Source organism: Microbacterium pumilum, from assembly GCF_039530225.1.
Taxonomy (GTDB): Bacteria; Actinomycetota; Actinomycetes; order Actinomycetales; family Microbacteriaceae; genus Microbacterium; species Microbacterium pumilum.
In genome coordinates, this window is record NZ_BAAAOH010000001.1 from 2,140,939 (window position 1) to 2,165,085 (window position 24,147).

Annotated in this window: 21 protein-coding genes; 12 read left to right on the top strand and 9 right to left on the bottom strand. The window is 70.9% G+C overall.

What is annotated here, in order from left to right:
- The first annotated feature begins 6 nt into the window (after positions 1–6).
- From manA to ABD188_RS09350, 4 genes are all read left to right on the top strand, one after another.
- Complete coding sequence (manA, locus tag ABD188_RS09335) at positions 7–1,176, top strand: mannose-6-phosphate isomerase, class I (protein WP_344060972.1); 1,170 nt, start codon at positions 7–9, stop codon at positions 1,174–1,176.
- A 154-nt stretch (positions 1,177–1,330) separates the two neighbouring features.
- Entirely contained in the window at positions 1,331–1,657 is a 327-nt protein-coding gene (locus ABD188_RS09340) for a WhiB family transcriptional regulator (RefSeq protein WP_344060975.1), read from the top strand.
- 91 nt (positions 1,658–1,748) lie between these two features.
- Positions 1,749–4,595 carry a glycosyltransferase family 2 protein gene (locus tag ABD188_RS09345; RefSeq protein WP_344060979.1) on the top strand — a complete coding sequence of 949 codons (2,847 nt, stop codon included), beginning with the start codon at positions 1,749–1,751 and terminating at the stop codon, positions 4,593–4,595.
- Positions 4,592–6,007 carry a DUF5719 family protein gene (locus ABD188_RS09350; protein WP_344060982.1) on the top strand — a complete coding sequence of 472 codons (1,416 nt, stop codon included), beginning with the start codon at positions 4,592–4,594 and terminating at the stop codon, positions 6,005–6,007. The genes ABD188_RS09345 and ABD188_RS09350 overlap by 4 nt, the downstream gene beginning before the upstream one ends.
- A 42-nt stretch (positions 6,008–6,049) precedes the next feature.
- Here the strand turns inward: ABD188_RS09350 and ABD188_RS09355 are convergent, their stop codons facing one another.
- The gene (locus ABD188_RS09355; RefSeq protein WP_344060984.1) at positions 6,050–6,490 is read right to left on the bottom strand and encodes a metallopeptidase family protein; all 441 of its coding nucleotides are present in this window, start codon (positions 6,488–6,490) and stop codon (positions 6,050–6,052) included.
- Between the two features lie 69 nt (positions 6,491–6,559).
- Here ABD188_RS09355 and ABD188_RS09360 point away from each other — a divergent pair, with 69 nt between their 5' ends.
- Complete coding sequence (locus ABD188_RS09360; RefSeq protein ID WP_344060987.1) at positions 6,560–6,766, top strand: DUF3499 family protein; 207 nt, start codon at positions 6,560–6,562, stop codon at positions 6,764–6,766.
- A gap of 67 nt (positions 6,767–6,833) precedes the next feature.
- Entirely contained in the window at positions 6,834–8,327 is a 1,494-nt protein-coding gene (gene ahcY / locus ABD188_RS09365) for an adenosylhomocysteinase (protein ID WP_344060990.1), read from the top strand.
- A 7-nt stretch (positions 8,328–8,334) separates the two neighbouring features.
- Here ahcY and ABD188_RS09370 read toward each other — a convergent pair whose 3' ends face one another.
- Positions 8,335–9,192, bottom strand: a complete 858-nt coding sequence (locus ABD188_RS09370; RefSeq protein WP_344060993.1) for an RDD family protein — start codon at positions 9,190–9,192, stop codon at positions 8,335–8,337.
- A gap of 16 nt (positions 9,193–9,208) precedes the next feature.
- Here ABD188_RS09370 and ABD188_RS09375 point away from each other — a divergent pair, with 16 nt between their 5' ends.
- Positions 9,209–10,204, top strand: coding sequence for a stage II sporulation protein M (locus tag ABD188_RS09375; RefSeq protein WP_344060996.1), 996 nt, complete (start codon positions 9,209–9,211; stop codon positions 10,202–10,204).
- Positions 10,205–10,302: 98 nt separating this feature from the next.
- On the opposite strand, the gene ABD188_RS09380 is transcribed toward ABD188_RS09375, so the two are convergent.
- The 6 genes from ABD188_RS09380 to ABD188_RS09405 all read right to left on the bottom strand — a co-directional run bounded on the left by ABD188_RS09380 (position 10,303) and on the right by ABD188_RS09405 (position 16,804).
- Positions 10,303–11,103: an aquaporin gene (locus ABD188_RS09380; RefSeq protein WP_344060999.1), complete on the bottom strand. Its 801-nt coding sequence runs from the start codon at positions 11,101–11,103 to the stop codon at positions 10,303–10,305.
- 125 nt (positions 11,104–11,228) lie between these two features.
- Positions 11,229–12,530: a DUF58 domain-containing protein gene (locus ABD188_RS09385; RefSeq protein ID WP_344066975.1), complete on the bottom strand. Its 1,302-nt coding sequence runs from the start codon at positions 12,528–12,530 to the stop codon at positions 11,229–11,231.
- Between the two features lie 74 nt (positions 12,531–12,604).
- A complete protein-coding gene (locus tag ABD188_RS09390; RefSeq protein ID WP_344061002.1) occupies positions 12,605–13,588 on the bottom strand; it encodes an AAA family ATPase in 984 nt (327 codons plus the stop codon).
- Positions 13,585–14,769 (bottom strand): DUF4350 domain-containing protein, encoded by a 1,185-nt coding sequence (locus ABD188_RS09395; RefSeq protein ID WP_344061005.1) that lies wholly within the window; start codon positions 14,767–14,769, stop codon positions 13,585–13,587. Before ABD188_RS09395 ends, ABD188_RS09390 begins: the two co-directional genes overlap by 4 nt.
- Positions 14,766–15,455 carry a DUF4129 domain-containing protein gene (locus ABD188_RS09400; RefSeq protein ID WP_344061008.1) on the bottom strand — a complete coding sequence of 230 codons (690 nt, stop codon included), beginning with the start codon at positions 15,453–15,455 and terminating at the stop codon, positions 14,766–14,768. Before ABD188_RS09400 ends, ABD188_RS09395 begins: the two co-directional genes overlap by 4 nt.
- A complete protein-coding gene (locus ABD188_RS09405; protein WP_344061011.1) occupies positions 15,446–16,804 on the bottom strand; it encodes a glycerophosphoryl diester phosphodiesterase membrane domain-containing protein in 1,359 nt (452 codons plus the stop codon). Before ABD188_RS09405 ends, ABD188_RS09400 begins: the two co-directional genes overlap by 10 nt.
- Before the next feature lie 224 nt (positions 16,805–17,028).
- On the opposite strand from ABD188_RS09405, the gene mtrA reads away from it, so the two are divergent.
- The 5 genes from mtrA (at position 17,029) to hpf (ending at position 22,668) form a co-directional block, all read left to right on the top strand.
- Positions 17,029–17,709: an MtrAB system response regulator MtrA gene (gene mtrA, locus ABD188_RS09410; protein WP_344061014.1), complete on the top strand. Its 681-nt coding sequence runs from the start codon at positions 17,029–17,031 to the stop codon at positions 17,707–17,709.
- A gap of 7 nt (positions 17,710–17,716) precedes the next feature.
- Positions 17,717–19,450, top strand: coding sequence for an MtrAB system histidine kinase MtrB (gene mtrB, locus ABD188_RS09415; RefSeq protein ID WP_344061017.1), 1,734 nt, complete (start codon positions 17,717–17,719; stop codon positions 19,448–19,450).
- Entirely contained in the window at positions 19,447–21,132 is a 1,686-nt protein-coding gene (locus ABD188_RS09420; RefSeq protein ID WP_344061020.1) for an LpqB family beta-propeller domain-containing protein, read from the top strand. The genes mtrB and ABD188_RS09420 overlap by 4 nt, the downstream gene beginning before the upstream one ends.
- A 93-nt stretch (positions 21,133–21,225) precedes the next feature.
- The gene (locus ABD188_RS09425; RefSeq protein WP_344061023.1) at positions 21,226–21,942 is read left to right on the top strand and encodes a ComF family protein; all 717 of its coding nucleotides are present in this window, start codon (positions 21,226–21,228) and stop codon (positions 21,940–21,942) included.
- 66 nt (positions 21,943–22,008) lie between these two features.
- Positions 22,009–22,668, top strand: a complete 660-nt coding sequence (gene hpf / locus ABD188_RS09430) for a ribosome hibernation-promoting factor, HPF/YfiA family (RefSeq protein ID WP_344061026.1) — start codon at positions 22,009–22,011, stop codon at positions 22,666–22,668.
- A gap of 98 nt (positions 22,669–22,766) precedes the next feature.
- Here hpf and ABD188_RS09435 read toward each other — a convergent pair whose 3' ends face one another.
- On the bottom strand, positions 22,767–24,113 hold the full coding sequence (locus tag ABD188_RS09435; protein ID WP_344061029.1) for a coiled-coil domain-containing protein: 1,347 nt from the start codon (positions 24,111–24,113) through the stop codon (positions 22,767–22,769).
- Positions 24,114–24,147: the final 34 nt, after the last annotated feature.

Genomic DNA, 24,147 nt, shown 5'->3' on the forward strand with positions numbered 1-24,147 from the left:
GAGGGCATGCTGCTTGACCTGTCGAACGAACCTCGCGATTACGACTGGGGATCCACCGAGCTGCTCGCACAGCTGACCGGCCGGACTCCTTCGGGCCGCCCGGAAGCCGAGGTGTGGTTCGGCGATCATCCCGGTGACCCGGCCACGATCCCCGACGGGCGCTCGCTCGATGCGTGGATCGCCGACGAGGGCGCGCGCTTCGGAGTGCCCGATCACCTGCCCTATCTGCTGAAGCTGCTGGCCGCGGCATCCCCCCTCTCGATCCAGGTCCACCCGTCCAAGGCGCAGGCCGAGGTCGGGTTCGAGCGTGAGGAGTCGGCGGGCATCCCGCGCGACGCGGCCGAGCGCACCTACCGTGACGCGAACCACAAGCCCGAGCTGATCGTCGCGGTGAGCGAGACGTTCCGGGCCCTGGCGGGGCTCCGCGAACTGGATGCCACCCGCCGGCTGGTGGGACGGCTGGGGGCCGGCGCGCGCGAACTGGCAGAGCGCCTGAGCGCGCCGGATGCTGCCCTCGACGCAGTCCTGGAGTGGGTCCTGTCGGAGGACGGGCGGACGGCGGCGCCTGGTCTCATCGCCGCAGCATCCCAGGGTCGATCGGACGAGTTCGCGGCGGAACTCGACCTGGTGCGAGAGCTGGATTCCGCATACCCGGGGGACCCTGGCGTCATCGTGGCCCTCCTCATGAACCTCGTGACGATCCCGCGCGGCGTGGGGCTGTTCGTCCCCGCAGGGGTCCTCCACGCCTACCTCAGCGGTCTGGGCGTCGAGCTGATGGCTGCGAGCGACAACGTGCTGCGCGGCGGCCTCACTCCCAAGCACATCGATGTGGCCGAGCTGCTGGCCGTGCTGGATCCGACGCCCGGACCCGTTGCGCTCCTGCACGCCGATGAGATCGGCGAGGGACTCGCAAGATACGCAGTGCCGGTCGGCGACTTCACCCTGCTCGTCGCGCGGGTCACCGCCGGCTCGCCCGTCTCGGTGCCGATCGACGGCGTCGGCATCGCCCTTGCCACAGTCGGCGAAGTATCTCTCGAGGGCGGGTTGCAGACATCGGTCGTGCTCCGCCCGGGAGCCGCCGTGCTCGTGACGCCCGACGAGGGCGCGCTCCGCATCGAGGGGGACGGGGAGGTCTTCATCGCTCTGCCCGGTGCGCGGCCGACGGTTTCGCGCTGAGCGTTATCGGGATGCGACACGCCGTCGGCGCGTCGTGAAGGTTCAAGAGGTGGTTGAGGCTTTAGTATCTGCGACTTGACCGCGGCGAACTACACGGGTGTAATTACCAGTACACGCTGACCTGCGTGCAGGGGGCTCACGGGGGGAGAACGACATGACGGCATCGCAATACCGATCGGGCGTTCCCGACAATTGGTTCGTCGATCCGGTCAACCTGGGTGTCCCAGGGGTCCGCCGACCTCTCGAGGTCGAAGACGGCAATCCGCTGTCGTGGCAGACCGACGCGCTGTGCTCGCAGACCGACCCCGAGGCGTTCTTCCCCGAGAAGGGCGGCTCGACGCGCGATGCCAAGCGCATCTGCTCGTCGTGCGACGTCCGCGGCGAGTGCCTCGAGTACGCGCTGCAGAACGACGAGCGGTTCGGCATCTGGGGCGGGCTCAGCGAGCGCGAGCGCCGCAAGCTCAAGCGCCACGCCAGCTGACCAGGCGCGCTGCCGCGAGGGCCATCCGATCTCGCACCCGCGGCGCGTACACCGCAGGGTGCCCCGCGCCCGCGCCTAGGCTGACCACGTCATGCCGCCCCGAGTCCACGCCATCCTCGTCGCGCGCCCCGACGGCCGCACCCCCGCAGCTTTCCACCTGCGGCGGACGCTCGCAGCCCTGGCGGATCAGACGCGACCCGTCGATGTCCTGACGATCGTGCTCTGCGGCGACGACGCACGAGTCGCCGAAGTCGCTGCGGCGTCGGGCGCCGAGTCGGTCGTGAATGCCCCGGCCGCGACGGGTTTCGCCGCGGCGATCAACCTCGTCGCGCCCCGCTTGGACGGCGACGCGGTGTGGCTGCTCGCCCAGGACACGGCACCGGAGCCGGACGCGCTGAGCCGCCTGACCGGGTCGCTCGAGCTCTCACCGTCGGTCGCGTTCGTGGCGCCCAAGCTGGTGCGGTGGGATGACCGCACTGAGATCGTCTCGCTGGGGCTCTCCATGACCCGATTCGGCCGGACGGCGCCGCTCGCCGACGGCGAGCTCGATCAGGGGCAGCACGATGCCCGAGAGGACGTGCTCGGGGCAGACGTCCGCGGCATCCTCGCCCGCTCCGACGCGTGGCGCGATCTGGGCGGACTCGACCCCGCCCTGATCGGCGCCGACGAAGGCCTCGACCTCGGGGTCCGGGCGCGTCTCTCGGACGCCCGCGTGACGCTCGTCCCGACGGCGATCGTCGCCGTCGCCGGCGACGGAGTCGCGAGTCTTCCCACTCCGCTCACGGCGCAGCGGCGACGCCGCCGCGCGTATGCGACAAGGACGGCACAGCTGCATCGCCGCCTCGTCTACGCGCCGGCGTTCACGGTGCCCCTGCACTGGCTGTCGATCCTCCCGCTCGCGGTCTGGCGCTCGATCGGACAGCTCGTGCGCAAGGAGCCGGGCCTCATCGGGCCAGAGTGGGCAGCGTCGGTCGTGGCGCTCGTGCGGATCGGCGCCGTGGCACGCGCCCGGCGCCGCATCTCCAGGACGCGGCGCGCAGGCTGGGCCCAGCTCGCACCGCTCCGCACCAGCTGGTCGGCGATCCGGCACTCGCTCGACGACGAGCCCGACGAGGCACCGGGCGGATATCGCCGCAGCGACCTGCGCTTCTTCTCCGGCGGCGGGGCATGGCTCGTCCTGGGTGCACTCGCGGCGTCCGTGGCCGCGTTCCCTGCTCTGCTCGCGTGGCCGGTGCTGGGCGGGGGAGCACTGCAACCGCTCCGGGCCACGGTGTCGCAGCTGTGGGCGGATGCCGCGTACGGTCAGCGTGCGCTGGGCATCGACACGATCGGCCCTGCCGACCCGTTCGCCGCGGTCGTCGCGGTTCTCGGCTCGCTGTCTCCGTGGGAGCCCTCGCGGGCGATCGTGCTGCTGTGGGTGCTCGCGCTCCCGCTCGCGGCCCTCGGCGGGTGGTTCGCCGCCACCCGGGTCACCGAGCGCTCCGGCCTCCGCCTCACGGGGGGCATCGTCTGGGCGCTCGCGCCGACGCTGCTGGCCGCCCTGACACAGGGCCGTCCCGCGGCTGTGATCGCACATCTCCTCCTGCCGTGGCTCTTCTACGCCGGCGCCGTCGCCCACAGGTCGTGGTCCGCTGCCGGCGCGGCATCCCTCCTGCTCGTCGCTGTGATCGCCGCGGCGCCGTCGCTCGCTCCCGCGCTCGTGGTGCTGTGGGCGGGCGCCATCGTCCTCGCCGTCGTGCTGCGCGCCGGCGCCGGCCTCGCGCGACTGGTCTGGTGCGTCATCCCAGCCGTCGTCTTCGCGGTGCCGCTGGTCTGGCATGCCGTCTCGTCTCGCGATGTGTGGGGCCTCATCGCCGACCCCGGGGTGCCGTGGCTCGGCCCACAGGTCGCCGCCGACAGCGCGGGCCGTGCCCTGCTCGCCGCCGGGATCCCCACGCCCGACCTGGCGGGGTGGAGCGTGATCTTGCCCGAGGGGCCGACGTGGTGGGTTCCCCTGCTCTCGGCGCCTCTCGCGCTGCTCGCACTCGTCGCACCCCTCACGCAACGGTGGGCAGCCGGCATCGCCATGCTCGTGGTCGCAGCGCTCGGTCTGGCCACGGCGTTCGCCGCCGTGGGCGTCTGGGTGCTCTTCGCCCAGTCGACCGCGGTGCCGTTGTGGCCGGGCACCGGGCTGAGCCTGGCATGGCTCGGAGTGCTCGGCGGCGCGCTCGTGGCCCTCGACGCGGGGCTCGCACCCCGCCTGCGATTCGCGAGGATCCTCGCAGCGGCCGGGGTGTGCGTGTGCATCGTCGTGCTGGCGGCACCAGCACTGACCTCGATGGCCCGCGGTGTGATACTCATCACCAACGGACCGGACAGCAGTCTTCCGGCGTACGTTGCGGCCGAGGGCCGCGACTCCGAGGTGGGCACGATCGTGCTGACGCCGCAGGATTCCGGTGGTGTCTCGTCGCAGGTCGTGTGGGGCGGCAGCGAGACACTGGGCGGGCAGTCGACGATCATCTCGACCGCGACCCACCCCACTCCGCAGGACGTCGAGCTCGCCAACATGACGGCCGACCTGGTGAGCGGCTCTGCCGACGATGTGGTCGCCGAACTCGCCGATGACGGCATCCGCTTCGTCCTGCTCGCGCCCGCAGCGCCGCCGGAATCGGATGCGGCGCGCGCGATGCGGCTGGCGGGATCGACCGCACTCGATCAGCGCGACACGCTCGACGCGGTAGGGGACACCGCGAAAGGGTCGCTCTGGCGGGTGACGACCGACGTGTCCGACAGGCCCGCCGTCGCCGCCGACGTCGCGAACATCGCGCGCTCCATCGCCCTGGCCGACGTGCTCGTCGTGGGGATCGCGCTTCTGCTCGCCCTCCCGACGTCCGCCTCCCGCCGCGCCGCCCGCCGCACGCCGCGGATCGTCGGACCGCACTGGAGGGAGGGGCGATGAGCGATCGGCGCGTGTTCCGCTGGGCGACCACGAGTGCCCGGATCCTCGCGGCGACCGTCGCGTCGGCCGTCGCCGTCGTCGCCGTCGTCACGGCGGTGTCGCTGCCATGGCCGACGGTGGTCCGCGAGCCGGTTCGCCTGTCGGCGACGCCCGCGCCGGCGGCGACCGTCATCGCGTGCGACGGCGGACTGCTCGCAGTCGGACGCAATCCCGAGGATGCCGCGCAGATCGCCGAGGCGACCACCCAGCAGCTCACGACGGGCGTCGCCGAAGGTGCGCCGGCTCCCGAAGAGACGCGTCTCACCGCCCCGGAGCTCTCGAGTGGTGAAGGCGCCGCCGTGTTCACCGCCCCACCCCAGGGCCGCGCGCGGACGGATGTCGCGGCCTCCGGGTCGTCGTCGGTCGTTGCCGACGACATCGCCGGCTTCGCGGCATCCGCGTGCCGCCCCGCGCTGATGGAGTCGTGGCTCGTCGGCGGGTCGGCCGCGACGGGAGCCGCCGACATCGTCGTGCTCTCGAACCCCGGCGCGGTGCCCGCGACGGTGCAGCTGACGACGTACGGCGCGAGCGGCGCGTTGGCGCCGGAGGGGGGCGCCGACGTGGTCGTGGCCCCCGGCACTCAGCGATTCGTCCCTCTTGCCGGACTCGTGCTCGGCGAGGCCGCACCCGTGATCAGGGTCTCGGCGGTCGGCGCCCCGGTACGCGCCTCGCTGCAGGCGAGCATCACGCGGACGCTCACGCCGGGCGGTGTGGATCAGGTCGGCGCCGTGCCCGCGCCGGAGGCTGCGCAGACGATTGCGGGCGTGACCGTGACCACCAGCGCCGCGCCGGGTGAATCCGATGCCACGACGGTGCTGCGCGTGCTGTCGCCGGCCGTCGCGGCGACAGCGACGGTGACGGTGACCGAGGTCGGTTCGTCGGAACCCGCCATCGCACCGCAGGCTCTTCCGCTCGCGGCTGCCCAGCCCGCCGAGCTCGAGCTCGGCGGGCTTCCGGCCGGCACCTACATCGTCGACGTGACAGCCGACCAGCCGGTCGTCTCGGCGGTCTGGCAGACCACCGGCTTCGATGAGGGCTCCGATTTCGCCTGGTACGAGGCGTCGCCCTCTGTGACGGTGCCGAGCCTCTTCGCGACGCCGCCGGGACCGCCGCCGCTTCTCACGCTCGTGAACCCGTCGAGCGATCCGGCAGTCGTGTCGCTCACGTCGCAGGATCAGTCGTTCCGGCTCGAGGTGACGGTTCCGGCGCTCGGCTCAACGCCGGTGCGACTGGCGCCCGACGAGGTCTATTCGTTCGCACCCGATGCCAGCGGCATCCGTGCCGGGCTCTCCCTCACGTCGGACAGCGGGCTGGCGGGCTTCCCGCTGTGGCCGGCGGATGCCGCTGCCCCGCCGATCGTCGTATACCCGTAGCCGCGCCCACCCGTCCTTCCGACGGTTCGGCCGCCGGGCGATTCAGAAGAACCGGAAGCGCTCGGGACCGAGATCCCAGGGGTCGCGATCGAGGTACTCGGCCGCGGCACGGAACACGCAGCCCTCGATCATCATGCGGCGGTGCAGGTCGTCGTTGCGATGCAGGTGGCTGAGACGCTCGATGGGCAGCCGGTACAGGATGATGCGCTTCTCGTCCGAGAGCACCGTCCAGCGGGGGATGCCGTCATCGTCGGTTGCGCCCGGCATGTCGGCGATCTCGAAGCTGACGTCGCGCAGTTCCGACCATGCCGATCGCAGGAACTCAGCCGCCGTCCCGACGGCGAGGTCGAACCGGTCCACCCGCGTGTCGAGCGGTGGCAGGGGCGGTCTCACGACCGGGCTGCGCCCCTCGCGTCCGTGCCGGCCGTGCCGGGAGCGGCGAGCGGGCGCGGGCTCCGTGCTCCGGGTGCGCCGCCATGCCATGGCACCATCCTACGGGCGGCTCGGCGCGGCATCGCGGCCCCGCAGGGCACGGTCGATAGCGTGGAGCCGATGCGAGACAGACTGTGCTCCAAAGTCGGATGCGCCCGCGAGGCCATCACGACGCTGACGTACGACTACAACGACCAGATGGCCGCGATCGGCCCGCTCGGCGCCGCCGCCGACCCGCACGCCCACGACCTGTGCGCCATTCACACGGATCGGCTGTCGGTGCCGAAGGGATGGGTCGTCGTCCGCCACGAGACGCTCCGACTGTGAGCTGACTCCGCCGCGATCGCCCCGCTCCGGCAGCCGCCGAGCAGATCGGCCGTGGAACAATGGGCGGATGCCGCAGACATCCGCTGCCGAGGTTTCCGCCCGGCCACTTCCGTTCGACGTCGCCGATCTGTCGCTCGCCGAGGCGGGACGTCACCAGCTCCGCCTCGCCGAGAACGAGATGCCGGGGCTCATGGCCCTCCGAGAAGAGTTCGGACCGGTGCAGCCGCTCGCCGGTGCGCGCATCGCCGGCTCGCTTCACATGACCGTGCAGACCGCGGTGCTCATCGAGACCCTGGTGGCGCTCGGCGCACAGGTGCGGTGGGCGAGCTGCAACATCTTCTCCACGCAGGACGAAGCGGCCGCGGCCGTCGCGGTCGGACCGACGGGCACCGTCGACGCACCCGCGGGCGTGCCCGTGTTCGCGTGGAAGGGCGAGACCCTCGAGGAGTACTGGCGCTGCACCGATCGCATCTTCGACTGGTCGGCCGAAGGCTTCGACGGGCCCAACCTCATCCTCGATGACGGCGGCGACGCAACGCTCCTGGTCCACCGCGGCGTGCAGTTCGAGGAGACCGGCGCGGTTCCGGACCCGTCGACGCTCTCAGGGACCGACGCTGCCGTCTCCGAGGAGTACCGCGTCGTCCTCGACCTGCTCCGCGCGAGCATCGCTCGCGATCCGCAGCGCTTCACTCGCATCGCCGCGGGGCTCATCGGCGTCACGGAGGAGACCACGACGGGTGTCCACCGACTGTACGAGCTCGCGGCATCCGGTCACCTGCTGTTCCCCGCCATCAACGTCAACGACTCCGTCACGAAGTCCAAGTTCGACAACACCTACGGCATCCGCCACTCGCTGCCCGACGGCCTGAACCGGGCGACCGATGTGCTCATCGGCGGCAAGGTGGCGTTCGTCGTGGGCTACGGCGACGTCGGCAAGGGCGCGGCCGAAGCGCTGCGCGGACAGGGCGCCCGCGTCATCGTCGGCGAGGTCGACCCGATCTGCGCACTCCAGGCGGCGATGGACGGATTCCAGGTCGCGCGGCTCGAGTCGGTCATCGGCGACGTCGACATGGTCATCACCGGCACCGGGAACACACGCGTGGTCACGGTCGACCACCTTCTGGGCCTCAAGCACCTCGCGATCGTCGGCAACGTCGGGCATTTCGACGACGAGATCGACGTCGCGGGACTCGCCGCCATCCCGGGCGCGGAGCGCATCGAGATCAAGCCCCAGGTGCACGAGTGGCGCCTGCCGAACGGGCGCAGCATCCTGCTCCTGAGCGAAGGCAGGCTCATGAACCTCGGCAACGCGACCGGTCACCCGTCGTTCGTCATGAGCGCGTCGTTCGCGAATCAGGTGCTCGCCCAACTCGAGCTGTACACCCGCCGCGACGAGTACCCGATCGGGGTGTACACGCTGCCGAAGAGCCTCGACGAGAAGGTCGCACGCCTGCACCTCCAGGCGCTGGGCGCAGAGCTCACCACCCTGACGGATGAGCAGGCGGCTTACCTCGGCGTCTCGGTCGACGGGCCCTACAAGCTCGACCACTACCGGTACTGACCCCCGGTCAGCGCTCCGGAAATCCTCGCGGAGTACCGGTCGTCGCACTCGTGAGGGTGGCGACCCGCTGCGCCTCGAGCTGCAGGGCGCGCAGCTCCCGATCGCGGCGGACAGCGACGACGGCTCGGATGAACGTCTCGGGGTCGCCCCCGGGCACCGGCGAGACGTGTGCTGCGACTTCGTCGGCGAGGGATTCCGCGACCCGCGCACGGGGCGCGGGCGCCATCTTCTCGGCGTGCCCGACGAACTGCGCGATCCGTCGCGCGAGCCTGTCGGGCAGGCGGGCGACATCCGCTCCTGCAGCCCATTCGGTCAGCACCGGCGGGATACCGGGGGAGTAGGCGGGAAGCGGAGGGGTGCGAGTGCGCTCGGAGTAGGTGCCCGCCATGAGATCGCCGAGCCGCTGCGAGCGCGGCGTGAAGGCGCCCACCAGGGCGGCTACGGCACCGACCGTGAGCCACAGCTCGAGCACGCCGACGAGGGCTCGGATGAAGGCGTGCCGGAAGCCCGACGCGCCGCCGTCACTGCGGACGATGCGTCCCCCGACCGCGAGCTTGCCGAGGCTGCGACCGCGGGAGGCGGTCTCGACGACGGTCGGGATGACGACCATCACGAGAGCGACCACCACGATCGCGAGGATGGGGAGGATCGCGTCGTCGAGGATCCCCTGGCCGACCAGCCACGAAGCGACGAGCCCGAACAGCACGAAGACGATCACGCCGAGCAGCATGTCGATGAGCACGCCGAGAGCTCGAAGGAAGTATCCGATCGGCTGCACGTCCAGCGCGACGGCTTCTCCCGTCAGGATCTCGTCCTGGTGGATCTCCACCGCGTGGACGCGCGCGGCGGCACGTTCGGCGGGCATGGGTACAGTAAACCAAATGGATCTCGATGCCCTGACCGCGGCCCGGCGTGAGGAGTGGGCCCGGCTCGATGAGTTGAGCCGCACCCGCCGCCTCAGCGGGCGCGAGGTCGATGAGCTGGTCACGCGATATCGGGCCGCATCCGCAGATCTCGCCGAGGTGAAGACCTCCGCCGGACGCACGGCGCACGGCGACCACGTGTCGACGATTCTCGCGCGCGCGCGCCTGCGGCTGACCGGGGCGCCGGAGAACGTGCTGCGGCAGATTCCGCGGTTCTTCGCGCAGCAGCTGCCTGCCGCGCTGTACCGCGTGCGGTGGACCACGCTCGTGATCGCCGTGGGCTTCATCGCGGTCACCGTCGTCGTCGCACTGTGGATCTCGCAGGACGACGCGCTGGTCGCGAGTCTCGGCAGCCGGGCACAGCTCGAGCAGTACGCCGAGAGCGACTTCACCGACTACTACAGCGAGAACCCCGCGGCGGTCTTCGCGGGCACCGTGTGGACGAACAACGCCTGGATCGCCGCGCAGTGCGTGATGTTCGGCATCACCGGATTCTGGCCGATCGCGGTGCTCGTGCAGAACGCGATCGGAGTGGGAACGGCCGCAGCCGTGCTCACCGCATTCGGGCAGGCCGACGTGTTCGTGCTGTACATCCTGCCGCACGGGCTGCTCGAGCTGACGGGCATCTTCGTCGCCGGCGCCGCGGGACTGCAGATCTTCTGGTCCTGGGTCGCGCCGGGTCCCCGCTCTCGAGCAGAAGCACTCGCATCGGCTGGTCGATCGCTGGCCACGATCGCACTGGGCCTCGTCGTCGTGCTCGGAGTATCGGGACTCATCGAAGGGTTCGTCACGGCGCAGCCGTGGCCGTGGCCGGTCAAGATCGGCATCGGCGCCGCCGCGCTGGCCCTGTTCCTCGTCTACATGCTGGTCGTCGGCGGACGCGCGTACCGCAATGGCCAGGACGGGGATCTCACCGAGTACGAGGCCGGCACGCCGACTCTCGTCGCGGGCTGACAGCCGTCCCGCGACGGCTGCAGACCGGGGCGCATGTGAAGCGCTGAGCGCGGACATGCAGGAGGACCCGGTCGATGACCGGGTCCTTCCGCGAACGATCAGTCCTTCTTGGCGCTGTCGAAGAGCGCGCGATACGCGAACCCTGCGATGAGCGCGCCGACGATCGGGAACACGATGAAGACCCACAGCTGCAAGACTGCCTCAGGGCCGCCGTAGATCGCCGTCGCGATCGAGCGCGCCGGGTTCACCGACGTGTTGTCGATCGGGATGGTGCCCAGGTGGATCAGCGTCAGTGTGAGGCCGATGATGAGTCCCGCGAAGGCCGGGTTGCCGCGGGTCGGGTGCGTGACACCGAGGATCACGACGACGAACAGCGCCGTGAACAGGATCTCTACGACGATGGCTCCACCGATGCCGAATCCTGCGGGCGAGAGCGAGTCCCACCCGTTGGACGCGAAGCCGCCGTCCTGGGCGTTGCCGAGCCAGTTGTCCGGCCCGTACAGGCCGATCAGCACGACGAGGGTCGTCGCCACCGCACCGCCGATGATCTGCGCGATGATGTAGCCGATGGACTTGCTCCACGGGAAGCGACCGGCCGCTGCCAGGCCGAGAGTGACCGCGGGGTTGAAGTGGCCGCCCGAGATCGGACCGAACGCGTAGGCGCCGGCGACGACGGTGAGACCGACGGCGAGCGAGACCCCGAGGAATCCGACGCCCTTGTTCGCGGCATCCGTCCCCTCGCCGAAGCCGGCGGCGAACAGAGCCGTGCTGACGACTCCGAGCACGAGCAGGAACGTGCCGAACGCCTCGGCGACGAGGGTCGCCCCGGTGGACGGCGCGGAGGGCGTGTGTTCGAGAGGAGTCGGTTCGATCGGCTTCTCGGGGCGGGGGTCGCTCACGGCGCATCTCCTTCGCGATTGGTTTCGGGGCAACGAGGGAATGCCCCGGCCCGAGCCTAGGCCATACTCAGCAGACTCCCAGGTAACCGCGCCCGGTCTCGTCGAAATCCGAAGCGAAGCACGTTTCAGAGCCTTCCGGCCGCCTTGAGCGCGAGATAGCGATCGGCGATGCGCGGCGGAAGGTGCTCGGGGTCGGCTGCGATGGCCTCTGCGCCGGCGCGGGCGATCGCCGCTGCGACCGCTGCGGCGTCGCGATCGGCACGTTCGGCGGCGGCGGCGCGATACACGTCGGCGGCATCCGGTCGCTCGGGCGGCGCGGGCGACTCATCGGTGACGGTGCCGACGAGCACGTGAGCGCGGCGGGTGAGCCCCGGCAGCGATCCGAGGAATCCGCGAGCCGCTTCGGCGGCATCCTGCGCCGTGAGCAGCACGACGAGCGACGGACGGGATGTCAGACCGCGCACGTGCGCGAACGCCGCGTCCCAGTCCGTGTCGATGAGCTGCGGCTCGACCGCCGCCATGGCATCGACGAGAGCCGGCAGCAGCCCCGGACCGTCGACGCGGGTGACGCGGGCGCGCACCACACGATCGAACATCAGCAGGTGCGTGTGATCTCCCGCGCGGGTTGCCAGCGCCGCCAGCAGCAGCGCGGCCTCCATCGCGGCATCCATGCGCACGCCGTCGCCCACCCGCGCCGCAGCCGTGCGACCGGTGTCGATAACGATCACCACATGACGGTCGCGCTCCGGCCGCCAGGTGCGCAGCATCGTCGTGGATGCGCGCGCGGTCGCCCGCCAGTCGATCGACCGCACGTCGTCGCCCCGCACGTACTCGCGGAGGCTGTCGAACTCGGTCCCCTGGCCGCGCACCTGCACACTCGTGTTGCCGTCGAGCTCGCGCAGTCTGGCCAGGCGCGACGCCAGATGCCGTCGGGCGGTGAACGGCGGCAGCACCCGGATCGCGCCCGCCGAGTCGATGCGGAGCTGTCGGCCCGCGAGCCGCAGCGGGCCATCCGACCGCGCGATCACGAACCTCGATGTGAGCTCGCCCCGACGGCGTGGCAGCAGCGGGACCGCGATCGTGCGGCCTTCACCCGGCGGGATGTCTATCACGGGGTGGTCGCGGGGGGCGCCCGCCGTCGGCTGCCAGGCATCCCGCACGCGTCCGCGCACGGTGCGCGAGCCGGTGTTCCGCAGCCTCAGCTCGGCGTCCGCGCGCTGCCCGAGCAGCACCCGTCGCGGAATGCGCCGCTCGACGGTGAGCATCCGAGGGTCCGGTGCGGCCACAGCGTCGGCGAGGGTCAGCACAGTGCAGACCGCTCCCCAACCCCAGGCGACGAGCGCGGGGTCGATGCCCGCGCCCGAGAGGAGCACGACGGGGACCGCGCCGATCGCCACGAGCAGCGGCAACCGGCCCGTGACGTACAGGCTGCTGCGGGTCTTGGGCTGGTCCGGAATCTCGGACACCTCCATTCGGGATGGGTCGTGGTGGGCGTTCCGCCTCAGATCGGCACGCGCGTCTGCTGCAGGATCGAGCCCAGCACCGCGTCCACCGAAACCCCCTCGAGCTCGGCGTCCGGCCGGAGGCGGACGCGATGGCGCCAGGTCGGGACGAGCATGGTCTGGACGTGATCGGGCGTGATCGCGGGGTATCCGCCGAGCCACGCCCACGCCTTCGCAGCGGCGAGCAGAGCGGTCGCAGCGCGCGGGCTCACGCCGAGCTGCACCGAAGGGCTGCGTCGCGTGGCCTGAGCGAGATCCACGACGTAGCCGAGGACATCATCCGAGACCGTGACGGATGCCGCGGCCCGCTGTGCGGCGCGGATCTCGTCCGCGCTCGCGGCCGGCCGCAGTCCCGCGGCGGCGAGGTCGCGGGGATCGAACCCGTTCGCGTGTCGGCGGAGCACGGCGAGCTCGGCATCGCGTGGCGGCGGGTCGACGACCAGCTTCAGCAGGAATCGGTCGAGCTGGGCCTCCGGCAGCGTGTAGGTGCCCTCGTGCTCGATGGGATTCTGGGTCGCCGCGACCAGGAACGGGTCGGGGAGCGGGCGGGTGACACCGTCGGTCGAGACCTGTCGCTCCTCCATTGCCTCGAGAAGAGCCGACTGCGTCTTCGGCGGCGTCCGGTTGATCTCGTCCGCGAGCACGATGTTGGTGAACACGGGTCCCTCGCGGAACTCGAACTCGCCGGTGCGGGCGTCGTACACGAGCGACCCCGACACGTCGCCGGGCATCAGGTCGGGAGTGAACTGGATGCGCTTGGTCTCGAGTCCGAGTGCCGCGCTCAGTGATCGCACGAGGAGCGTCTTGGCGACACCCGGCACGCCCTCGAGCAGCACGTGGCCGCGTGCGAGCAGCGCGATGAGCAGGCCGGTCACGGTGCCGTCCTGACCGATCACCGCTTTGCCGACCTCGATGCGGACGCGGTTCATGGCGTCTCGCAGGGCCGCGTCGTCGGAGGGCAGCGGCGGAGGAAGGTCGGTCATCGGGGGTTCCTTTCCGGTCGGACGGCGGCGTGGACCGCGTCCTCGAGGTGGCGCAGGCGAGTGTCGAGCGCGACGAGATCGGCGTCGCCGCGGGGGATGTCGTCGATCAGGGTGCCGCGCACGGCGGCGCGGTCGAGCCCGGTACGGGCGGCCGCGGCATCCGCGATCTCGGCCGCCGACGCGCCAGTCCCGAGGCCGAGAGCACGTCCGATGCGCCCGAGCGCCGGAATGCGCAGCTGGTCGGCGGCGTGGAGGGCGTCGCGCGACTGGGCGTACAGCCGCGCCCTTCCCTCGGTGGTCTCGGACGCGCGCACCGACACCGGCAGTCGCTCCGCGACGAGCGGCCCGAACCGCCGGCCGCGCCAGAGCGCCGCAGCGAGGCCGGCGCCGAGCAGCAGGACGATCACGGGGGTCACCCACGGTGGCGTCAGTTCGCCGAGCGACGGATCGCCGTCGGCCAGGTCCGTGTCGGCGAGGCTGGGGACGTACCAGACGACGGCTGGATGCCGTCCCATCAGATTGAGGGCGAGTGCGGCGTTGCCGTCTTCGGCGAGACTCTCGTTCGTGAAGAGCGCCCGGCCGTCGATCGCCGCAACCCGCCCGGCGCTCGCGTCCTGCAGTGCAGGACCCACGAGCAAGCCGAAACCGTCCGCCGCGGCGTAGCACTCGGAGATCGCCTCGCCGCCCTCTGCCGTGAACACGGCACGCGGTGCGACGGGTCCGGATCGGACGGCATCCGCCACATCGCATCCGGGTTCGACGGGACCGTTCGCGGAGACGCCTGCCGTGGCGGCCCCGGTCATCAGCAGATGCAGCGTGCGAGAGCGCGGCTCGATCAGCACGACGTCCGTTGCGATGCGGGCGAGCGCGAGGACGGCGGCATTTGACAGTGCGGGGCTGTCGGGCAGCACGAGGGTCGCGGGTCGGCCGTCGAGTTCGCGTGCCGCCGTTTCGCGATCGCGAGCGACGATCACCTGCATGCCTTCTTCTCGGAGGATCTCGGCGAGAGCCAGGCTGCCCAGGGGACCGGCGGACTCAGGGTCGAGCGCCTCTCGCTGATTCCAGTTCCAGAGCCCCGAGAGTGCGGCACCGACGCTGCCGACGATGACGATGATGAGGCCGATCGCGAACCATCCGATCGCGCTGCGGCGGCGCGTCGGTGTGGAAGCGACCGCGGTCATACCGGAACCCCGGCGCTGTCGGCGTCGACGGGTCGCGTGGCGACCACGAGGTCGTCGATCTCGGCGACGCGTCGATAGAGCTCAGCCGTTCCCGGCCGTCGCAGGTACCGCACGTCGTCGAACGCGGTCGCAGCGGCTTCGAGTTCGACCGCCGCTGAGGGGAACGCACGCCCCGCCGCACGCGCGAACGCGTGCACGGTGGCACCGGGGGGAGTGTCCACGGCGCCGCGCTCGATGACCCCTCGTGCGAGCGCCCGGAAGCGAAGGACGACCGCGGCATCCCACTCGCCCATGGAGGCGCGGGATGCCGCATCTCGGCGCAGCTCGTCGGCCGAACGACTCTCGGTCTCGCCGAAGAGCGCCGCAGGCGGAGCAGCAGCCCTGCGAACCGCTCGGGGACGGCCCCACACGATGAACGCGACGACGATGAGGATGACGACCAGGATGGTGGCGACGATGGCGAACGCCGATCCCCACCCGCCGCCGAGTTCGACCTGGAAGAGCCGCTCGAAGAACTGACCGACCGCACGTGCGATGCGGTCGATCACCGTGGGCTCCGCCGCCTGGTATACAGGTTTCGCCAGCTCGTTCTCGGCCAGCCTGCGAGCCTCATCGCCGCTCGGCGTGAGCGGGCCGACGTCGGCCAGCCGTGTCCGCAGTCCTGCGACGGTCGCCGTCAGCCCCACGGCGACTCTCGGTCGTCGCGATCGGATGACGTTTCCGGCGCGACCCAGCTCGTCGGAGGAGGGGGAGTTTCCCCACCCGCGACCGTTGCGACCGGCTGCGGCGGAGCCGGGGGCACCTGCCGGTAACCGGGCGGCGGCGGCAGTGTCGGCTGTCCGGAAGGCACGGCGTACGCCGGACCGGCCTGCGGATCCCCGGGCACGGCGTACCCGGGCTGCGGATACCCGGCCTGCGGATACGCGGGCTGTGCTGCATACCCGGGGTGTGGTGCATACCCGGGCCGCGGGTAGGCGACGGGGACGCGTGGCGCGATCTCACGGCCGATGTGCTCGCGGTAGGGGTCCGGCAGCCCTGTGATTCCGGCATCCCGCCGTTCGACGTACGTGAGAAGGTCGAGGTCGAGACCCTCGTGCCGCATCCGGCAGTCGATGTACACGAGCGCCGTCGCAGTCGACTGCACCACGACCGCCACCGACTGGATGAGGAACGTGACGATCTGCGTCAGCAGCAGAGTGATGACGATGGCGATGATGGCAGACGGGTCGGGGTCACCGGTCGGCGCGATGATCGTCGTGAGGCCGGATGACAGCAGCGAGAACGGGATGCCGATCACCTGCGCGACGACATTGAAGGTGATGCCGATCACGAGGATGACGCCGAGGGCGACCCAGAACCGGCCCCGGATGAGTCGCCACGAGCGAGCGATCCCCTGCCGGATCGTGGCGCCCTCGAGGATGATCGCTGCGGGTGTGAGCAGCAGCTTCGTCGAGAGCCACCACAGCAGTGGGATGGCCGCGAGGACGGCCAGCACCGCGAGGCCGATCGCTGCGGGGGGCGCCACGACGGCGATCCCGAAGATGCCGAGGGCGAGGAGGGCGACGACGACCAGCACCGCGATCACGAGCAGCGCGGCGTAGCCGAAGAGGCGCCAGGCGACCGGCTTGACGGCCTGCCAGAGTCCGCCGAGGGTCAGTCGCTCGGCAACCGCGGCGTGGGCCACTTCGGTCATGACGATGCCTTGGACGATGACGCTCAGCGCGCCCGCGGCGAGGCCCAGCACGACGCCCGCGATCGCGGTGATCGCGATCGAGCCGGCGAGCACCGTGTCGAAGTCGTCGGTGCCGGGCTCGAGCGTGTCGAGGCGCGAGAACGACGCCCACGCGACCGCGGCGACCGCGACGATGACCACGATGTAGGCGAGGGTCTGAACCACGAGGGCGAACCCCAGCAGCACGCGCGGGTTCTGCCGCAGCGCGACGAACGAGCGGCCGAGGATCGTGCCGAAGGTCAGGGGGTGGAGTGGGATGATCCCCGGTCGGGAGGCCGGTGTCCAGGCCGGATACGCGGTCACAGCATCCCCTCGTGCATCGGGTGGCCCGTGCGGATGGGACCGATCGCGCGGAACGCGTGGCCCTCGGGCTCAGCCACTATCGTGTCATACCGGATGCGGCGCGCCCGGCGGCACGTCAGCACGCTCGGCATGTGCCCAGCCGGTGTCCATTACTCTGTGGAGAGCGCAGGGGACGGCGTCCCGATTCCACCGCCCTGCCGAAACGCAAAGGACGAACGCGTTAGATGACTTCACGCATCCTGGTGGTCGATGACGACACCGCCCTCGCCGAGATGATCGGCATCGTGCTGCGGACCGAGGGGTTCGACACGGTGTTCTGCGCCGACGGCGCGAAGGCGGTCGATGTGTGGCGTTCGGAGCGCCCCGACCTCATTCTCCTGGACCTCATGCTGCCGGGCATGGACGGCATCGAGATCTGCACCCGGGTGCGCGGGGAGTCCGGCGTGCCCATCATCATGCTCACCGCTCGCACCGACACAGCGGATGTCGTCCGCGGCCTCGAAGTCGGCGCCGACGACTACATCGTGAAGCCGTTCAACCCGAAAGAGCTGGTCGCCCGCATCCGCACCCGACTGCGTCCCTCGGGCCAGCCCGCCAGCGACGTGCTCAGGATCGGCGACCTGACCGTCGACGTCGCTGCTCACGAAGTCCGCCGTGCCGACGAGACGATCGCCCTCACGCCGCTCGAGTTCGAACTGCTCGTGGCGCTCGCGGCGAAGCCACAGCAGGTGTTCTCGCGCGAGATGCTGCTCGAGCAGGTCTGGGGCTATCACTACAAGGCGGATACGCGACTGGTCAACGTGCACGTGCAGCGACTGCGCGCGAAGGTCGAACTCGACCCCGACAACCCCAAGATCGTCACGACGGTGCGCGGTGTCGGCTACCGCGCCGGCGCCGTCGTGTGAGGTGCCCGTGGCGTCCGCGACCGCCGGCAGCGCGACATCCCGTCCGACGCTGATCGACTGGCGCGACTGGCGCGCATGGCCCGACAACCTCGCCAGGCTGTGGCGGCGCTCGCTGCGCTTCCGCACGATCCTGATCACCCTCACGCTGACCGCACTCGCGGTGCTGATCGCGTGTGTGTGGATGGCGCTCGCCATCCAGAACGATCTCTTCGGCTCGCGACTGCGCCAGGTGCAGGCGGCCGCACAGCGGGCGACAGCCACCGCTCAGGCGACGCTCGACAACGCGGCGCCGCAGGGGGACAGCGTGCAGCTGCAGGGACTCATGGACAGCGTTCGCGGCATCATCGCGCAGCAGTCCTCGAGCGACGTGCTCGCGGCGTTCCGCATCGGCCCGCCGGTGGCGAACGCGCCTCAGGACTGGACCACGGACCCCCGTTTCGAAGAGATCCTCAGCGCGGACCTGCGCGACCAGGTGCGCCGCGACGAGAACCAGCAGTGGTGGCAGTCCGTCGCCCTTCCGACCGAGAACGGTACGGTGCCGGGCATCGTCGTCGGTCAGCAGCTGCAGGTGCCCGAGGTCGGGGCCTACGAGCTGTACCTCGCGTACGACCTGGGCGACGCGTCGCAGACCCTCGGGTTCGTGCTCGGCACGCTGTGGATCGTCGGAGTCGGTCTGGTGCTGCTCATCAGCGGCATCGCCTGGTTCGTGCTGCGGTCGGTGACGACGCCTATCGGCGAAGCGGCCGATACCAGCGCCCGGCTCGCGGCCGGTGAGCTCGGCGTGCGCCTGCCGGTGCGCGGGGAGGACGAGCTCGCGACACTCGGCCGCTCGTTCAACGCGATGGCGGACAGCATCGAGTCGCAGATCAAGGAGCTGGCCGACCTGTCGCTCGTGCAGCAGCGCTTCGTGTCGGATGTCTCGCACGAGCTGCGCACACCGCTGACGACCATCCGGCTCGCGGCCGACATGATCAACGATCAGCGCGACGACTTCGATCCGGCCACAGCCCGGGCGGCCGAACTGCTGAACGCGCAGGTGCAGCGGTTCGAGACCCTGCTCACGGATCTGCTCGAGATCAGCCGTTACGATGCAGGCTCGGTGCAGCTCGAGCTCGAGGCCACGAGCCTGGCGCACCTCGCCGAAGACGTCATCGCCTCGATGCAGCAGCTGGCCGACCAGCACGGCACCGATGTGCGTCTCGTCGCCCCTGGTGGATACTCGCCGGTCGACATGGACCCGCGACGGGTCCGGCGCGTCGTGCGCAATCTTCTCGGCAACGCGATCGAGCACGGCGAAGGACGCCCGATCGTGGTGACGGTCGACAGCAACCAGCAGGCCGTCGCGCTCGGCGTGCGCGACTACGGCCTCGGCATGACGACGCAGGATGTCGAGCGGGTGTTCGACCGGTTCTGGCGTGCGGACCCGTCACGCAAGCGGACCATCGGCGGCACGGGCCTCGGCCTGTCGATCGCACTCGGCGACGCCCGCCTGCACGGCGGCGAGCTCTCCGTCTGGTCCGAGCCCGGCCGGGGGACGAACTTCGTGCTGACGCTGCCGAGGCGGGGCACGAGGCTCACGGGCCCCTCGCCCATCCCCACCGACCCCGGCGACGACAGCGCGAGCGCGGTCGACGCGCTCGGCCGCACCCAGCCGATCGACGTGCTGCGCAGCGAGCCGGACCCTCGGGGCGGAGCGACCCACCCGACGCGCGATGCCGCAGCCCGGGGGACCGCGAAATGAGCGGGCAGCGCAGCATCCTGTCGTTACTCGTGCTCTCGGTCGCGCTGGTGCTCTCGGCGTGCGTCGGACTGCCCACGAGCGGCCAGGTCAACCCCGGCCTCGCCCTCGACGAGGACGCCGCGCCGCCGGACTTCTCGTTCCTGCCCGACCGGCCGCAGCCGGGCGCGACACCCGAAGAGATCGTCCAGGGCTTCATCCGAGCCGGTTCGGGTCCGGGCCTCGCCGAGAACTGGGAGCGCGCACGCGAATTCCTCGCGCCGGCGATCCGCGACAGTTGGCAGCCCACCGAGAGTGTGACCGTCGACATCCTGAGCGACCGCGTCTACTCGTCGACCGATGAGGACTCGGTGACACTGTCGCTGGTGGCGGTCGCCACGGTCGACAGCAACGGGGTGTACGAGCGGACCGACGCGGGTCCCACCCCGCTTCCCTTCGAGCTCGCACGGCAAGAGGACGGCGAATGGCGGATCACGCAGGTCCGTGACGGCGTCGTGCTCGACCAGGACAGGTTCCCCACCGTCTTCCACAACTACTCGCTGATGTACTTCGATCCGACGTGGCAGTACCTCGTCCCGGACGTGCGCTGGTTCCCGACCGGCAACGCCGCGACGAGCGTCACGGCCGCCCTCGTGAACGGGCCGCGGAGCGATTGGCTCGCGGACGCGACCAAGACCGCGTTCCCCGAGAGCGTGTCGGCGCGGCCCTCCGTACCCGTCGAATCGGGCGTCGCCGAGGTCGATCTCAGCGAGTCAGCGCTCGCCGTCCCGCCCGACACGACGGACCGGATGCTCACGCAGCTGGAGGCGAGCCTCGCCACCGCGGGCGTCACCGAGGTGCAGCTGTCGGTCGGGACGACACCGATCACCGCCGAGCCGGTGCCGGTGCGCTCGACCCGCGTGACCGGTCCCTCGCTGGTGCTCACCGACGACGGTCTCGGGTTCCTGGTCGGCGGCGAGCTCGAGACCGTGCCCGGCCTGAGCGCGGTGGTGGAGACGGTCTCTCCGAAGTCGATACAGGTCACCGCGGAGCGGGACTGGGCGGCCATGCGTCTCACCGACGGCACGGTCGCTCGTCAGGGCGCGAACGGATCATCGGACGAGCTCGACACCCGCGCCGGCTTGATCGATCCGACGATCGACCCGTTCGACATCGTCTGGAGCGTTCCGCGCACGCAGCCCGCGGCGATGGTCGCGTATCCGCTGGATGGTACGCGGGTGGACGTCGCCGACGCGTGGCCGGGCGCCACGCAGGTGACCTCGATGGCCGTGTCGCGCGATGGCACCAGGATGGCGGCCGCCGTCACGACGGGAGGCAGCTCCGAGGTGTGGATCGCCGGAGTCGTGCGAGGTCAGGACGGGATTCCGCAGCGACTGGGCGTGCCGATCTCGATCGGCGCGGTAAGCGGCATCGGAGTGGGTGTGGCGTGGCTCGACGACAACACGGTCGGGGTGCTGTCGCACAGCGGCGAGGCATCGCTGGTCCTCGCGCAGCTCGTCGGTGGACCGGCCACGACGACGGCCGCACCGGCCGGGATCGCCTCGCTCGCGGGCGCCAGCGGGGTCTCGACCGTCCGGCTGCGGGGCGATGACGGCGTGCTCTATGTCCGACGTGGCACGAACTGGCAGCAGGCGGCATCCGGCGTCCTGGTGCTCGCGACCCAGCAGGGCATGCCAGCGGGATAGTCGGCTCCTCCCCAACGGCCGACTCGGGGTCGGACATCCACCGCACATGGCGCTTGGACTGCACACCGCCAACAGAGCGCGCATCGTTCTCGCATGGACTCCGCAGGGTGGCTCGCCGAGACGATACGCTCCGCCGTGGTCGAGGCGCTGGCGCTCGTGCTGCCCGTCTCGTGCGCTGGTTGCGACGAGCCGGATGTCGCACTCTGCGAGGGGTGCACCGCCGCGCTGCGCCCCGTCGCCCATCGATCGGCGGCCGGGGCGACACGCGTCGCGGTGTGCAGCGGGCTCAGGTTCGAGGGCATACCGGCGCGCGTCCTGCGCGCGCTCAAAGAGGACGGGCGCACGGGTCTCGCACGCGCTCTGGCGCCCGCGCTCGCTGCCGCGGTGGCTGCGATCGCCGACCCGACGGCGGTGCTCGTGCCGATCCCGACATCCCGCGCCGCGTTCCGGCGGCGCGGCTACCGCGTGGTCGACCTCGTCGCCGCGCGTGCGGGGTTTCGAGTGTCGCCGCTGCTCGTTCACACACGACAGACCGCCGACCAGCGTGGTCTCGATCACGATCGCCGCCGCGTCAACGTGGCGGAAAGCCTGCGGGCGCGGGATGCCGCATCCCGTCGAGTGATCGTCATCGACGATGTCGTCACCACCGGCGCGACGCTCGCGGAAGCGGTGCGTGCGCTCGAGGCCGCGGGAGCCGTCGTCGTCGGCGCTGCCACGATCGCGGCCACTCCACGGCGCGGCGCGCGGGGTGCGCGTGACACGGCGACACATCCCAAACTCATGGGTGACTTCGGGCAGGCACAGGGCTAGCGTGGGGGAGACAAGGCGACTCAGGGTCCGCCCTTGACCGGGTGGACCGGAACAAGGAGGTCAAGGATGGAAACCAGCATCGTCGGCGTGGGAGTGGGTATCACCGACCGGTTTCGCACGGTTGTCGAAGACAAGGCCCTCCGCATCGAGCACCTCGCTCCACGCGCTCAGCGCGTCGACATAAAGGTCACCCATCGCGCCTATCACAACGGTCGTGTCGAGGACGACACCGTCGAACTCACCGTCACGGGCAAGGGTCCACTGGTTCGAGCCGAAGCCACCGACGGTGACAAGTTCGCCGCCCTCGATCTCGCGGTCGACAAGCTCTGCGAGCAGCTTCGTCGCGCCAAGGACAAGCGTGTCGATGCTCGCCAGCACCCGCGCGGCGCCAAGTACGAGAAGGGCAGCGGCGCCATCGAGGGGATCGATGTGCAGCCGGCATCCATAGACGTGCTCCGGGCTGTCGCGACCGGAGAGATCCCGATCATCACGGGCAACGAGGAGGAAGCCGACTACACCCCCGTGGTGATCCGCACCAAGGAGTTCGGTGCCGAGTGGATGAGTCTCGAGGACGCTGTCGACCGAATGGAGCTGGTCGGCCACGACTTCTTCCTGTTCATAGATTCCCGCACGGACCATCCGAGCGTCGTCTACCGCCGCAAGGGCTGGGACTACGGCGTCATCTCGCTGACCGCCAGCGCTCCGCCCGAGGAGCTCGCCTCGTAGCGCCGGCATGAGCGATCGGATGCCGCGACCCGCGGCATCCGATCGGCCGGCGACTCAGCGCGGGCGACCGAGGGCTCGAAGACGGAGCCCTCGAAGACTCAGCCGTCGAACATGTCGCCGAGCAGGCTGCCGATGACGAGGCCGCCCAGGATGCCGCCCATGCCATCGCCCATGCCGCCTCGGCGTCCGCCCCAGCCCTGATCCGGACCACGCGGATCCTGCGGCCGGGATGCATCGATGTCGCGCTGCGCGAGCTGCAGGCCCTCGTTGGCGAGGAACGCGACGCGACGCGCCATTGCGAGCGCCTCCTCGCGGTGGTCTTCGTCGATCGCCAGTGCGGCGGATGCCGAGGTGCCGAGGTAGCGGTCGAGGTCGACGCGGATGCGCTCCGCCTCGGCGAGTCGGGTGCGGGCATCGGCGCCGATCCAGCCGCGGTGGCCGGCGATCACATCGCGGGTCACGGCAAGCTGCCGGTCGGCATCGTCGATGGCGTGGCGCACGTGCTCGACCGGCGGAATCGGTCGTGCCAGGCGCTCTCGCGCGACCGCGATGGCGGCATCCAGTCCGCCGTTGGCCTCGCGAAGCCTGGTCAGCTGCGTGAAGGGGTCGGTGTTGACGCCCGCCGCGGGCAGTGCCTTCAGCGCCGCTTCGAGCTCGGCCATGGCGGCAAGCACCTTGGGCACCTGCGGAGCCGTCCTGGCCACGACGAGGTCGTCACGGGAGTCCTCGACGATCGCCGAGAGCGTGGACTCCGCGCGGAGCGCCTCGACCTCGAACGTCTCGACCGCGTCGAGGAGCGTCGCGGCGCGACGAGCGGCCTCGGTGGACGCCTCGAGGGCGAGATTCGCCTGCTCGCGCTGGCCGGCCTCGCGGCGGCGTTCCGACACCGCGGCGCTGTGCTCGGCGAAGCTCAGCAGCTGCTCGGCCTGCGAGGGGTTCTCGTCGACCTGCTTCAGCGCGTCGGCCGAATACCGTGCGGCAAGTCGCTCGACGGTTTCGCGCGCCGTCGGGATGCGGGTGCGGAGCCGCACGACATCCGCCCGCACGCCCGCGATGATCTCCGGAGCGCGCCGTGCGCGTGCGATGGGTTCGGCGAGGGCCTGCGTGCGATCGTCGAGCAGGTCCTCGGCCCACTCGCACAGCTGCACGATCCGCGCGTTGCGGGTGCGCAGCTCCTCGGGTGTGTCGGGGATCTCGTCGTGGTTGAGCTGGTGAAGGTGGAACGCCTCCGCCATGTGCGTGCGCACGGACTCCAGCGCCGCGCGCAGCTCTCCCGTCGGCTCGTACCCGAGTTCAGCCTCGGCGAACGCCAGCTCATCGGTCGTGAGACGGATCCGCTCGTCGGCCGAGACGAGCGACTTCTGCGCCTGACGCGCGATGTCCGCGTCCTGTGCATCGAGTGCCGCTTGCTCTTCGCGCTTGCGTCTGCCCCAGAATCCCGCCATGTCTCGATCCTATGGTCGCCTGCCGGGAGCGGGC

Excerpts from the sequence above, each read along its gene's own strand:
- ABD188_RS09390 (WP_344061002.1), bottom strand. The coding sequence starts at position 13,588 with ATGACCGACCTTCCTCCGCCGCTGCCCTCCGACGACGCGGCCCTGCGA.
- ABD188_RS09345 (WP_344060979.1), top strand. The coding sequence starts at position 1,749 with ATGCCGCCCCGAGTCCACGCCATCCTCGTCGCGCGCCCCGACGGCCGC.
- ABD188_RS09435 (WP_344061029.1), bottom strand. The coding sequence starts at position 24,113 with ATGGCGGGATTCTGGGGCAGACGCAAGCGCGAAGAGCAAGCGGCACTC.
- manA (WP_344060972.1), top strand. The coding sequence starts at position 7 with ATGCTGCTTGACCTGTCGAACGAACCTCGCGATTACGACTGGGGATCC.
- ahcY (WP_344060990.1), top strand. The coding sequence starts at position 6,834 with ATGCCGCAGACATCCGCTGCCGAGGTTTCCGCCCGGCCACTTCCGTTC.
- ABD188_RS09350 (WP_344060982.1), top strand. The coding sequence starts at position 4,592 with ATGAGCGATCGGCGCGTGTTCCGCTGGGCGACCACGAGTGCCCGGATC.
- ABD188_RS09340 (WP_344060975.1), top strand. The coding sequence starts at position 1,331 with ATGACGGCATCGCAATACCGATCGGGCGTTCCCGACAATTGGTTCGTC.
- ABD188_RS09360 (WP_344060987.1), top strand. The coding sequence starts at position 6,560 with ATGCGAGACAGACTGTGCTCCAAAGTCGGATGCGCCCGCGAGGCCATC.
- ABD188_RS09375 (WP_344060996.1), top strand. The coding sequence starts at position 9,209 with ATGGATCTCGATGCCCTGACCGCGGCCCGGCGTGAGGAGTGGGCCCGG.
- ABD188_RS09370 (WP_344060993.1), bottom strand. The coding sequence starts at position 9,192 with ATGCCCGCCGAACGTGCCGCCGCGCGCGTCCACGCGGTGGAGATCCAC.
- ABD188_RS09395 (WP_344061005.1), bottom strand. The coding sequence starts at position 14,769 with ATGACCGCGGTCGCTTCCACACCGACGCGCCGCCGCAGCGCGATCGGA.
- ABD188_RS09425 (WP_344061023.1), top strand. The coding sequence starts at position 21,226 with ATGGACTCCGCAGGGTGGCTCGCCGAGACGATACGCTCCGCCGTGGTC.
- ABD188_RS09420 (WP_344061020.1), top strand. The coding sequence starts at position 19,447 with ATGAGCGGGCAGCGCAGCATCCTGTCGTTACTCGTGCTCTCGGTCGCG.
- hpf (WP_344061026.1), top strand. The coding sequence starts at position 22,009 with ATGGAAACCAGCATCGTCGGCGTGGGAGTGGGTATCACCGACCGGTTT.
- mtrA (WP_344061014.1), top strand. The coding sequence starts at position 17,029 with ATGACTTCACGCATCCTGGTGGTCGATGACGACACCGCCCTCGCCGAG.
- ABD188_RS09355 (WP_344060984.1), bottom strand. The coding sequence starts at position 6,490 with ATGGCATGGCGGCGCACCCGGAGCACGGAGCCCGCGCCCGCTCGCCGC.